The organism is Thermanaerothrix sp., assembly GCF_056331585.1.
Genome location: NZ_JBWGPQ010000003.1, coordinates 157,280 through 170,131 on the forward strand (window position 1 = coordinate 157,280; position 12,852 = coordinate 170,131).

Below are 12,852 nucleotides of genomic sequence, written 5' to 3' on the forward strand. Positions count from 1 at the left end.
CCCTTTCCGTTAAAATAATTAGAGCCACCGAAGGGAATCGAACCCTTGACCCGCCGCTTACGAAGCGGCTGCTCTGCCGGCTGAGCTACGGTGGCGTGGCAAAAATTATATATCAGGACTTAGAAATTCGACAAGGCTTTCTATGCTGAACATCGCTATGATTTCCTTCCATACCTGTCCCCTGGCGACCCTGGGGGGAAAAGATACCGGCGGTATGAATGTCTATGTTGCCGAACTAACCCGCCATTTGGGTCAAATGGGTGTCCACGTAGATGTCTTTACCCGCTCTCAAGATGAACATGTCCCCCATGTCTTACATAACCTGGGATACGGTAATCGTGTTGTTCATATCCCTGCCGGCCCCGAGAAACCACTGCCCAAGACTGAACTTTATAATTACCTGGACGATTTCGTCCAAGGCATCCTCGAATTTGCCCAGGCTAAACACATCCACTATCACCTCATTCACAGCCATTACTGGCTGTCGGGGTTAGCCGCCGAGTCCCTTAAGCACACCTGGGAGGCGCCGATCTTACATATGTTCCACACCCTAGGGGTGATGAAAAACCGGATTGCTCGCACTGAGGTCGAGCGCGAATCGCCCTTGCGCCTGGAAAAAGAAGCCCATTTGGTCCAAACCGTAGATCATATTGTAGCGGCAACCCCTGCCGAAAAGGCACAATTGGAATTTCTCTATCGCGCTGATTCCAGAAAGATCACCATTATCCCACCCGGTGTTGACTTAAGTCGCTTCTACCCAATTCCCAAAGACGAAGCACGTGCTTTCGTCGGTGTGCCTTCTGAGGCGCGAATGATCCTTTACGTGGGGCGTATTGATCCACTTAAAGGAATTGAGACCTTAATTCGCGCCTTGCGCTTAATTCAGGATACCGGCCGCTTAGCCTGTTGTCCTCATTATCTAGCCATCATTGGCGGTGACCCATCCTCCGATTCCCAACAACTCGATTCGGAGATGGCTCGCTTACAGCGCCTGAGCAAGCAGCTGGGCGTCAAGGATGTGGTGCTATTTCTCGGTAAACAAGCTCAAGAGTCTCTCCCTTACTACTATTCTGCTGCGGACGTGTTAGTTCTTCCTTCACATTATGAATCCTTTGGCATGGTAGCCCTGGAAGCCATGGCCTGCGGTACTCCGGTGATTGCCTCTCAGGTGGGAGGGTTACCCTTCCTGATCCGGGATGGCGTGACCGGATTTGTCGTTCCCAACGATGAACCCTCCCTACTCGCGGAGCGCCTAATCCAACTCATCTTAGATGCTGGTCTCCGTGAACGGATGGGTAAACAGGCTATTGAGCACGCCCAACCCTATGCCTGGCCGAAAATCGCAAAGCAAATTCTCCGTCTGTACCAAAAAATACTCGCTTCATCCCCTACCTCTTTGACCGCCTCTAACGAAGCCCCGCTTTAGAGCAATTTGCCTAAAAACACAGCAAGCGCCTGCAACGCCCAAAACCAACCCCACAACGCTGCCCATAAGCGCTGTACACGTTCTCGGCTCAGGGCAAGGATCCAGAGAACAATTGCTCCTAAGACGCCGAGGGCAACATACCCTGAAACGACGAGCGTTTGATTTAATACGGGCCATATGCCGGCCATTGCTTGCTGCGAACCGATCCACAAACGCGCCACAGCAGCCAGAAATACCGTTAAGACAAAGAATTTCACCCCAATTGGAAATACTGACTTCCACAGAATTGTACTGACCAAGGCTATAACGACCAACAATAACAGAATGGTTGCGCCAGGCACTTGGGCACCACCAACTCGTTCGCTTAGTATGATCACAAACCACATCACGCTTCCGCTGGCCAGCCCTGACCAGCCCTGTACGATTTCGGAATGCGCCTGAAGAATAGCGTGATTCAGTAATACAATTCCCACCCCCAACAATGCCACCAGATAAACCAGCAAACCCGAAATGCCCCAAAAACCCTGAATGGGCGCGGCAACCATGTGCAACGTTAGCGTCAACAGCACCAATGCCGCCATTGGAATGAGACCATCCCAAAATTTGCTGGGGAGGTCTCGGGTCACGTTTCCCCAAAAACGCCCAATCGTACCTAAAACGAAACGTCTTGGCTGGGCGAAAGAGCGTTCCGAAACCGAAACACCCATCACAACCGGGGTCACTTCCCTTGGCTCGGGTACGATTACAGCATCACTGGTGCGGCGCGTGGATTTGGATTTAACAGTTTCTTGGTTCAATGCAGTTGCAGTCTGACCACCTGACTTACGGCTTTTTCGTGTCACGTCGCTTCCACCCCATCCCTAGGCTTTATCAAATCCATATCTTTGGCCGAAATAGCCATTTCCATTCCCAATATTAATCCCCGCCATGGATCTCGTCAATTCTGCCTACTTAACAACTGCTTTTCAACTTTCTAGGGATATACCGGGTTATCAAGGCGAAATCCATAACCACGAACAGTTACCAAATAAGGACACTCGGCATCACTAGCCGCTAGACGATCCCTCAGACGCCGCACCAGGGCATCCAGCGCCTGATCCGATACTCCCAATGACTGTTCTTCTCCCCATACTGCCCGGATGATCTCCTGCCGTGAGACGGCCTCACCCTGGTGATCGTAGAGAATTTCCAAGAGCCGAAACTGAGGTACCGAAAGAGGTGGTAAAACCTCACGCCCCATTACCCATACGCGATGAGATTGTTTATCCAGATAAAGGCGTCGCCGTGTAGGCTCGGTCTCTTTTTGCAAAGGTATTGGCCCCAACAAAGGGAGAGTCGCATCCGAAGCAAGGTAAACAAAGTGTTGCACCAAGGCAATCTGGATCAAATCGCCATCTTCCAAACGCACTTGATCCTCAACTCGCCGCCCGTTACAAAATGTTCCGTTCTTGCTTCCCAGGTCCTCCAAAATCACATTGTCCTCAACCAGCACAAGGCGAGCATGATAGCGCGAGACCTGGCGGTCAGGGATGACCACCTCACACCGCGCATCTCGCCCGATGGTCAAGGTTCGATCAACCACCCATCGTTGGCCGTTCAGCGGTCCGGTTTGACCAATGAGCAATGGAAATTCCTTATCGTGATCATTCTTCATCATGGTTGTCCCAATTTTTAAGTTCCGCACAATGGCTCCTCCAACCCTCAGTTATAATATAACAGAAAATGAAGATGAAAGATGCACCCTTTTTAGGCTGACATTTACGCCGCGATTCAATTGTCAGCCCCAAGAATTGTCGTTCAGGTAATCACGATTATGCCTATACCTCTAAAGTCCGGGAGTGTTTTGCGGAATCGCTACCGCATTCGCCGCATTATTGGTCATGGTGGGATGGGGAACATTTACCTGGCCGATGACTTGCGCCTGGAAGGCCGCCAATGTGCGCTAAAGGAAGTGGAATATGATCGTTCTTTGCCCCCGGATCTGCTAAAAGAAGCCCGTGAGCAGTTTTTTCGTGAAGCAACAGTTTTGGCACGTTTGGATCATCCCAATCTTCCCAAGGTGTCCGACTTTTTCTCCGTTGAAGAACGTGATTACCTGGTCATGGATTATGTGCCGGGAAAGGACCTGCGCACGATCATGTTGGAAGCCAAGACTAGACATGAGTTTCTACCCGAAAGCGAGGTTCTAAACTGGGCCAACCAGTTAGCTGACGCGCTTCTTTACCTTCATAGCCAAAACCCGCCTATCCTACACCGTGATATTAAACCCAGTAATCTCAAAATTACCCCGAGCGGCTTACTTAAACTGGTGGACTTCGGGCTGGTCAAATTGGCAGCACCTGGCGAAGTAACCATTACCATTTTGCAAGGCCAAGGGACTGCGCTCTATACCCCTCTTGAACAATATGGAGGCGATGGCGGGCATACGGACGTCCGGAGTGATATTTATGCCTTTGGCGCCACGCTCTATCATTTGCTTACCAACACCCCCCCGGCGGATGCAAAAGAACGCTTTCTCAACCCAGATGCATTAATCCCACCACGGCAGATTAACCCAGCCATAAGCCCTCGCACCGAACGGGCAATTCTATGGGCAATGGGTTTACACCCTAACGAGCGCCCTGAAAGTGTAGAAGAATTTCGCCTTAGCCTGATCGGTGATCGTCCCAGTATCTCACGCCCATTACCAAAGCAATCCAGGGTGACTGCTAAATGGTACTTTTTAACCCTTCCCACCGAACAGGTGTTGCTCTATACTGCTATTGTATTAAGCCTGCTTGGTTTGATTCTCACTCTGATTCGTTAACCCCCAGCCAGCGTTCTAACCAGGACCGCAAATAGCCCCCTGTTATCTGCCACAGCCGACTCAACCCCCAGCCAATACCACAGCCAAGCAAAACCGCTATCACGATCCCTACTATTCCCGCTTGCCCAAATCCATTTTTGGCACTGGGAAGCACAACACTTGCCAGATAGGCGATCATTCCTCCAATAATCGTATACATCGCTTGCTGATACGCTAAACGGATAGGCACCGCTCGAGCCGCTAACCCTCCAACCCCCAAGCCAACCCCCCAAACCACAAACACAGACACTAACCACATTCCCACTGAAACCCCCTGGTCTTCTGTGCTCACTGGTTGAGGCGTAGACGTGGGCAGTTCATTGGTAAGCGTGGCCCTTGTCTCGGGGGTTTGAGAGGGTATCGGTGTGGGCAACACCGCAGTTACCGCTGCTTCCTGGCCATTAGTGATGTTAATAGTAACAATTTGCGACAATAGCGCCGGATCACTCACGGCGCGGATTTCAATCGGAACCGCCTCAGCAATCTTATAGGTGGTTTGAGCAACCCCCTGGTTGGTGACCGTTTCGACTTGCTGTTGGATCCGCTTTTCCCCTACCCCCGCTGCGATCATAAAACGCACTACGGTACCATCGGGGACCGGGTTACGATTATGATCATAGATGAGGCCAGTGCGGATCAGAATGACATCTCCAACCTTAAAAGCAGGAACTTCTGTCGATTGTGGCGTTGCCTGGGAGGATACCGCCCCCTCGCTCCCCACAGGTTCCACCAGGATGGGAATAACCTGGGTTGGATCCGGCGAGGTAGCCGTAATTAAATCATAGCCTATGCCGGGCACTGAAACCGGAGGGGCTCCCACCGGCACCACCTCCTGAAAGAGCACCCGTGCCGCCATATCTAGAAAAGGCGAGGCTTTACTGTAAACCCCATAGTAAGCCGTCAACTTGCTAACATCCGTCGCATCGAGATAATATGGTGCGTTAAAGGCAAAAACAATGACCCGCTTATTGCGAATAAGATCGGGTCGTTCAGTCAACAACCGTCGTAAGGCATCTGCTTCAGGATGGTCACGGCGCGGGTTTAAGATCGAGAAAATAACCCACTCTGCCTGACGGAGATTATTATCCAACGCCGTCATTTCCTGTCCACCATTAAGATAAGCAGTGAGATCCTGAAATGAATACGCAGAGAGGTAAGCCTCATTGATCTGCCCCCCTGCCTGCGGGCCATATAACCTCACCACGGCTTTTTTCAATCCATCCACAGAAAAGATGGACTGCTCAGGGCATGTGCTACACTGGCGCGCATTTTGTACATCCGTAAAAAAGATCATTCCCTCTCGCGGCGCCGGTGGACGTGGTAGGGTATCGCTTAACTCAGCAGCGTCAGGGCTCAGTAACGTTACTGATTGCCGGGCTACCTCAAAGACAACAGATTGCGAACGCCCCACCTCATTCAATGCAATCGCTTCAGGAAGCACATCTTCAATATTGAAGGACGGATAAAGACGATACTTCAACGTCAAGATGCGCAACACTGAGGCGTCCACGCGTTCGGCAAACGCAGCATCTTCCAGATATTTTTGAACAAAGGAATCCAGTGTTTTAGTCAGAGCATCAAGGGAATTCGCGTCGGCCGAGCCAACAAAATTATTCACGTACAACAGATCATTTCCGGCCAGAAAGGCGGTGCGAGCCACCAGGCGGGGGTCAAAATTCTGACCGGTAGGATCAAAAAAGCGCTTGACCGCATTACTGCCGAGGTTATCACTGATGATCAATCCGCCACCTCGATACCAATTGCCGATTGGGTCAAGGTGGAGCAATTGCTCCAATGCTGTGGCATCTAGCGAGATGGGTCGGGTGCTGGCGCGGATATTCCCTTGAAAACCCTGATAACGGATATGCGAAACCAAAACGCCATCCGGAGCAATAGGATCTCCTGGTAACGCCTGAGTTACGGCAAAAAAGGGTGCCAGTTCAATTTGTTTAAGTTGCTCTAAGGATTTCCTTACCGTTGCCACCTCTTCTTCGGGCGAACGGTCTGAACTCCCTTGGCCCGGAAAATGCTTGGCAATCACTGCGATCCGCCCATTGCTCCCGGCGTGTACCCCACGGATAAAGGCTTTGCCCATTTCTCCCACCCAGTAGGGGTCGCCGCCAAAGGTGCGCGTCCCCAGATCCTCACCACTCATGCCTAAGTTGGGCACATCTAAGACGTCAAGAGAGGGGCCAAGGTAAAGATTGAACCCCAACGCGTAAAGTTCCTTTCCTAGAACTTGCCCTACTTGTTCGGCCAAAGTAGGTTTCCAGGTGGCTCCAATGGCCATCGCGCTGGGAAGTGGCGTCATCCCATTAAAGATTTGATCGTTAGGGTATAGATCCCCCTCTTGGGATATTCCCATAAGCAAAGGAATGTATGCCCAGCGAACCGATTGCCCGGTGCGTGGATCAACGGTTGGAGTCTGTGATGCTTCCCATTCCACCTGTTGCAAATTGCGAATTAGTTCCGCTGTCTGAGCCACAGTACCGTCCGGCCCAACAAAGTTATCATTGGCCGCACTGAGCACCACCCCGCCCACGTGGTAACGGGTGATCAAGGTATGAATGGGTGTATTTGGGCCGACATCACGCCCCTGAAATGTGACCAAAAACAACTGCCCTATTTTCTCTTCCGGAGTGAGTTGAGCCAATAGCTCACGTGCCCGTGCCTCGGCCTCATTTGAGGGCGCCTGAGCGCGGCTCGGTGCAGGGAAGGAAAGAATACCGAGCATCGCAAACAAAACAAGAAGCCAAATCCATCTCTTCCCCCAGCCGCTGGCTTTAGGTTGACCCTCTGAATACCCTAGGATTGACACCCGACTCATGGTTTTGGAATGGTTTCACCTGTTTGATCAGATAACAGTGTCTTTACACGTGAACGGATCTGCATTGCCAGGGCAGGATCATCAGTGAACACACCATCTGCCCCCCACCGAAATAGCGTCTCCAAATCCTCAGCTCGATTAACTGTCCAAACATGCACCCGCCGTTTTCGGCGATGTTCCCGTGTGATGCTTTCAGAAGTTACATCGGCAAGAAAGGGGTGAATAATACACGGCGAAACCCAGCGCATAAAATCGGAACGCGCTAACCACCCTGCACGCCCTTCCAAGGCGAGCAAGGCAACCGGACATTCTGGTAACAAGCGGTGGATTCGAATCAGATTCCACGGATTGAACGATGAGAAAAGCACCCAATTCTCCAAGCGATATTCGCGTACTAATTGCGCTACCTTTATTGGTAACGGATCTAAGGGCGCATTATAGTTGGTAAGTTCCACATTAATGAACAAACGTCGCCCAAATTCTTCGAAAACCTCCCGCAGTAGAGGAACCTTCTCTCCCCGAAACTCCGCCGAGAAAAATGAACCTGCATCCAGACGTCTTATCTCATCCAGCCTTAAGTGCCGCACTTCGCCACGGCCATTTGTGGTGCGATCAACGGTCATATCGTGGATGACGACCACCTCGCCATCCGCGGTTAATTTAGCATCTAACTCAATCGCTTCCACCCCCTGCTCCGCAGCCAAGCGAAACGCTGCGAGAGTGTTTTCTGGTGCATATGCTGAAGCGCCACGATGGGCAAAAATAACCGGTTGAGGCAGTTCTTCTAGCATGTCACAACTCGACAAAATAAGATTCAGCCGCACGATCAATCAAATCCGTGCTCATTTCAGGTTCAATTCCTAGATAACGTGAGATATCTAAAATCTGGTCACATAAGTCACGCGGGTGTGAAGCGCGCAAATTGCGATTTCGCTTTATATAGTGCTCCTGCAGCAGATAAGCCAAACCCTGATCGCTATACTTAACCCCTTTTTGGGCTGCGACACGGCGGAAAATCTCACGATATTCCTCATACGAAGGATCGGGGATCTCAATTTTATGGCGCAATCGCCTCAAGAACGCCTCATCCACCAAATCCTTGGGGGGAATATTGGTTGAAAAGATGACCAAAACATCAAACGGAATCTCGAATTTGCGGCCAGTATGTAAGGTCATGTAGTCAATGCGATTCTCAAGCGGCACAATCCAACGGTTCAACAAATCACGTGGGCGCACCAATTGGCGTCCGAAGTCGTCAATGAGTAAGATTCCTCCATTCGCCTTGACCTGGAAGGGTGCCTCATAATATTTCAACGTATCATCAAACACCAAGTCCAGGCCAGCCAGGGTCAATTCACCCCCGGTAACGATAAACGGGCGGCGGATCAATACCCAGCGAGGATCTCGGCGCGCCCCGGTGCGCAGAGCACCTGTGCCTTGCGCTATGTTTTCCTCAGCTACCCGTTGGTGATTTACCGAATCATAAAGTTTGATCACCTGACCATCCACATACAGCGCATAAGGGATATACATCGTCTGCACCTGGATCAAATCCCCAATCGCGCGCGCTACCGAGGTCTTACCGTTACCCGGCGGACCGTAGAGAAAAATGGAGGTACCAGAGTTGACCGCTGGTCCGATGCGCTGGTAGGTAGATTCTGAAAGCACCAAATGAGAAAGCACCTGACGTAAAAGACGATTGGTTACTTGAAGTCGTCCCCGGCTCTGCTTGCGAATGGCCTCATTATAAACGTTCAGCGGCACCGGCGCTGGACCGGCATATTGACTACGTTCCAACGCTTCCCGGGCCCTTGCAATACCTACACCGGTAATCCCATAAACATAAGCACCTTCCCCCAATCCCATCTGTGAGGTGCGCACCTCGATACACTTCTCACGCTTCAAGGCATCTAAAATCTGATCCACCACCCCGGTAAAAGGCAAAGCAATCTCTTCGGCCACCTTAAAGCCGCTCATATACCCTTGAAAATAGAAAATCTTAAGCACCAGGTCCTGTAGCCACAGCGGCGACAACCCGGTCTCTTCAATTCGGGTAATCGGAGGCGGGACAAAGGGCGGGGGTTCCAATGGAGGCGTGGGAGGGTTATTGGGGACGCTTGATTTTGTGGGAGTGTTCATCCTTGCCAAACCTCCATAACGAATGGAATAACGCAGTTTGTGATTCGATTATAGCACGGGGTATCTTGCGCAAACGGCTTGCCTCTTATATAATGCCACAATGATGAAGGTCAGTGTTGTTATCCCGGTTTATAACGAACGCCAAACCATTCGCCAAATTGTTCAGCGCGTCCTTGATACCGGTCTGGTATACGAAATTATCATCGTTGACGATGGCTCCACGGATGGCACCCGCGACATCCTCAAAGAACTAGAGAACCACCCCCCCATCCGGGTTATCTTACACCCTGCCAACGCAGGTAAAGGGGCCGCGGTGCGAACCGGCATCCAAAATGCTTGCGGCGATGTCATCATTATCCAAGATGCAGACCTGGAATACAATCCACATGAATATCCCAAACTTTTACGCCCCATCGAAGAAGGAATCGCCGACGTAGTTTATGGATCACGCTTTCTCGGCGGAGCGCGCCGTCCCATCCTCTTCTGGAATATGGTGGCTAACCGCTTGCTGACCTTTATCACCAACCTTCTCTACAATAACATTCTGAGCGACATGGAAACCGGATATAAGGTCTTCAAGCGCGAGGTGATCCAGAATATCCCTCTCCGCGCCCAACGCTTTGATTTTGAACCGGAATTCACGGCCAAAATCCTCAAGCGCCGCATCCGCATTTACGAAGTTCCCATAGACTTCAACCCACGTGATTACTCGGAAGGGAAAAAGATCAAAGCCTGGGATGCGTTTGAAGCCCTTTGGGCCTTGATTAAATACCGCTTTGTGGATTAACTTATGTTGGCTTGAAATCGCGCACGGTCAGTTGCAAAGTTGCTTGACCGTTATAGTGGCTAATACCAAGCGTGTAAACCACGTCAATCCGCGGAGTAATCTCCGCGAACCGATCCCCTTGCCTAAAAGCAATGGCATCGAAGATAAACCGCCCATCACTCAGTTTCAGCGCAAGGTGTCTGCCTTCCGCGCCCACCAAGCGCGCCGAACGTACCTCTACCCCTCGGGAAAGAAACGTGACTTCGGGGTTGCCCAATCCAAACGGCTCAAACCGATGTAAATAGGTTAGGATTTCCAGGCGAATATCCGAAAGTGGCAGTTCTACATCCACACGCAAACTAGGAATAAGTTCACGCTCGTGCAATGTCCGCTCTGCAATGTCTTCCAAGCGTTCAACCAAGGCCGAGAGTCTCTCAGTGCGCACTGTAAAGCCGGCTGCCAAGGCATGCCCACCATGGCGATCCAGCAAATCGGCACACTGATCCAGGGCTTCGGTAATGTGAAATTCGGGAATACTGCGACACGAAGCTTTTGAAATCTCTCCCCCTCGCACTCCCACCACTGCCGGTCGGTAATACGCTTCGACTAGGCGCGAGGCCACCAAGCCCACAACCCCTTCATTGAAATCCTCTTCAAACACAACTAATAAATGACGGGAATGGGGGTCACGCAACACTTCTTCAGAACGACGTTGCATCGCCAGAGTCAAGCGTTGACGCTCACGATTGCGATCATCCAATATTTGCGCTAGCCGTGAGCACACCTCCGGCTGATCAGCCACCAACAAATGATAAGCATCCATGGCCGTTTCCAGTCGTCCGGAAGCGTTTAGGCGCGGCCCAAGGATAAACCCGATACCTTCCGTATCCACCCGGGTTAAATCATACCCGGCAGCGCGTGCCAATGCAACTAATCCCGGCCGTTTCCCTTGGCGCATTCGGGTTAATCCTCGTTGAACCAGAACCCGATTTTCCCCTACCAGGGGAGCCACATCGGCCACCGTGCCCAACGCCACCAGATCTAACCAGTCCTCAGGCTGAACACCTGAAGTTTGGCGCTTCATTAGGAGTGCCTGCACTAGTTTATATACCACCCCCACTCCCGCCAGGTTTTTCTCCGGATAGGGATCATCTGCACGTTTAGGTGAAACTACTGCTCGTGCTGACGGAATTTCGAACTTGGGATAATGGTGATCAGTGATAACGATGTCTAAACCTAAGCGATTTGCAACCTCCACCTCGTGAATTGAACGTAGCCCACAATCCACCGTTATGACCAGGTCGGTTCCGTTCGCAGCAAGGTCCTCAATTGCCGCGGTATTCAGGCCGTAACCCTCATCGAAACGGCTGGGAATATAAACCCGTACATCTGTTGCCCCCAGGTATCCTAACACCTCAAAGAGCAAAGCACTGGCCGTCACGCCATCCACATCATAGTCCCCATAGATGACTATACGCTCACCATGATCAATCCCCCACAAGATACGGTCAACGGCACTGTCCATGTCCTTGAGCAGCCAGGGATCATCTATAAACACTTGGCCACTAAGAAAGGCCTCTGCCTGTGCCTGCGTCTCAATGCCCCGATTGTAAAGTAACTGGCGCACCAGAGGAGGGTAAATGGCGAGTGCAGAATCAACTGCAGGGGGAACTGGCGTAGAGATTTCCCAGCGCCTTTCCAGCCGAGGGGACATTATCCGACCTCCTCATCTTTGGATTCAACATAGATACGCGGTAATCGCGCCATCATATTGGTCACAACCTCATAATTGATCGTTCCCCACCGCCTGGCCACTTCTTCCACTGAGATAGAATTTTCACCCTGGTAGCCAAAAATTACCACTTCATCGCCCGGCATAGCCTCAATGACGTCATCTAACTGGATCATGATCTGATCCATACACGGAGTGCCCAACACTGGAGCCCTTTTGCCGTGAATAAGCACTTCGTTCCCCAATACCCGGCGAATCCCATCCGCATACCCGGCAGCAACGACCCCAATGCGTTCGTGGTTCCGTGTCACATAACGATGACCATAACCTACACCGCTCCCAGGAGGTAAGGTTTTAATTGAGACTAAACGCGCCTTCAATGCCATGGCTGGCCGGAACGAAGGGGGGAGAGGCGTCTCTGGGGAAGGATGTAAACCATACAACGCAATTCCTGCCCTTACCAAGTCATAACGCGCTTGTGGAAAATTAAGAATCGCCGCCGAGTTGCTGGCATGAACCCACCGCGGACGTAAATTCATGATGGTGAGTGTTTCCAATATTCCATCAAAACGCCGAATTTGTTCTAAAGTGGGAGCAGGATTGCTCTCGTCGGCCCGTGCGAAATGGGTATATAGGCCCTCCACCTTTAGTCCGGGTAAGGTCATCAACCAGCGGATAAAATCCACCGCCTCATCCGGTAAAACCCCCAAGCGTCCCATCCCAGTATCCACTTTGGCGTGCACACGCAATTCGCATCCTATAGCCTGGGCTCGTTTGGCGTAAGCCTCCGCTGTTTGAGGATCAAAAACGGTCAAACAAATATCTTGAGCCAGAGCTTCTCCAACCCAAAAAGGATGAGTATATCCTAAGACCAGTACTTGGATCTCACGGCTAAAGCGTCGAACCTCCAGAGCCTCCTCGATCCGTGCTACACCACACCAAGTTGCATCAACTCGCGTTAGAGCCGGTACCACCCCACTAATTCCATGTCCGTATGCATTGGCCTTGATGACGGCCATCACCGGTCGTTGGCTGATTGCTTGTAAAAGAAGATAGTTATGTTGAATGGCTCCCAGATCAATCTCCAACCAGGTCGTGAGCACCTCTTCTTCCATAG

At 51.3% G+C, this 12,852-nt stretch carries 10 protein-coding genes and 1 tRNA gene; 3 read left to right on the forward strand and 8 right to left on the reverse strand.

The annotated features are described in order from the left end of the window. Positions 1–22: 22 nt before the first annotated feature. Positions 23–95 (reverse strand) — tRNA-Thr (locus AC01YT_RS02560). Between the two features lie 47 nt (positions 96–142). On the opposite strand from AC01YT_RS02560, the gene AC01YT_RS02565 reads away from it, so the two are divergent. Next, the gene (locus tag AC01YT_RS02565) at positions 143–1,426 is read left to right on the forward strand and encodes a glycosyltransferase (RefSeq protein WP_476672652.1); all 1,284 of its coding nucleotides are present in this window, start codon (positions 143–145) and stop codon (positions 1,424–1,426) included. Here AC01YT_RS02565 and AC01YT_RS02570 read toward each other — a convergent pair. Both AC01YT_RS02570 and AC01YT_RS02575 read right to left on the reverse strand, forming a co-directional pair. Next, positions 1,423–2,268: a hypothetical protein gene (locus tag AC01YT_RS02570; protein WP_476672653.1), complete on the reverse strand. Its 846-nt coding sequence runs from the start codon at positions 2,266–2,268 to the stop codon at positions 1,423–1,425. The two genes, AC01YT_RS02565 and AC01YT_RS02570, sit on opposite strands and share 4 nt — an antisense overlap. 131 nt (positions 2,269–2,399) lie before the next feature. Continuing rightward, a complete protein-coding gene (locus tag AC01YT_RS02575) occupies positions 2,400–3,110 on the reverse strand; it encodes an FHA domain-containing protein (RefSeq protein ID WP_476672654.1) in 711 nt (236 codons plus the stop codon). Between the two features lie 129 nt (positions 3,111–3,239). On the opposite strand from AC01YT_RS02575, the gene AC01YT_RS02580 reads away from it, so the two are divergent. Further along, positions 3,240–4,232 carry a serine/threonine-protein kinase gene (locus AC01YT_RS02580; RefSeq protein ID WP_476672655.1) on the forward strand — a complete coding sequence of 331 codons (993 nt, stop codon included), beginning with the start codon at positions 3,240–3,242 and terminating at the stop codon, positions 4,230–4,232. Here AC01YT_RS02580 and AC01YT_RS02585 read toward each other — a convergent pair. Genes AC01YT_RS02585 through AC01YT_RS02595 form a run of 3 tightly spaced genes read right to left on the reverse strand, consistent with a single transcriptional unit; the run spans position 4,216 to position 9,237 of the window. Beyond that, complete coding sequence (locus AC01YT_RS02585) at positions 4,216–7,098, reverse strand: glycoside hydrolase family 3 N-terminal domain-containing protein (protein WP_476672656.1); 2,883 nt, start codon at positions 7,096–7,098, stop codon at positions 4,216–4,218. The two genes, AC01YT_RS02580 and AC01YT_RS02585, sit on opposite strands and share 17 nt — an antisense overlap. Beyond that, positions 7,095–7,889, reverse strand: a complete 795-nt coding sequence (locus AC01YT_RS02590) for a glycerophosphodiester phosphodiesterase (protein ID WP_476672657.1) — start codon at positions 7,887–7,889, stop codon at positions 7,095–7,097. Before AC01YT_RS02590 ends, AC01YT_RS02585 begins: the two co-directional genes overlap by 4 nt. Position 7,890: 1 nt before the next feature. Continuing rightward, entirely contained in the window at positions 7,891–9,237 is a 1,347-nt protein-coding gene (locus AC01YT_RS02595) for an ATP-binding protein (RefSeq protein WP_476672658.1), read from the reverse strand. 100 nt (positions 9,238–9,337) lie between these two features. Here AC01YT_RS02595 and AC01YT_RS02600 point away from each other — a divergent pair, with 100 nt between their 5' ends. After that, positions 9,338–10,024 carry a glycosyltransferase family 2 protein gene (locus AC01YT_RS02600; RefSeq protein WP_476672659.1) on the forward strand — a complete coding sequence of 229 codons (687 nt, stop codon included), beginning with the start codon at positions 9,338–9,340 and terminating at the stop codon, positions 10,022–10,024. A gap of 1 nt (position 10,025) precedes the next feature. On the opposite strand, the gene recJ is transcribed toward AC01YT_RS02600, so the two are convergent. Both recJ and alr read right to left on the reverse strand, forming a co-directional pair. Further along, a complete protein-coding gene (recJ, locus tag AC01YT_RS02605) occupies positions 10,026–11,717 on the reverse strand; it encodes a single-stranded-DNA-specific exonuclease RecJ (protein WP_476672660.1) in 1,692 nt (563 codons plus the stop codon). Continuing rightward, positions 11,717–12,852, reverse strand: a 1,136-nt coding sequence (gene alr / locus AC01YT_RS02610) for an alanine racemase (protein ID WP_476672661.1), incomplete at its 5' end; no start/stop codon positions are given. The genes alr and recJ, both read right to left, overlap by 1 nt.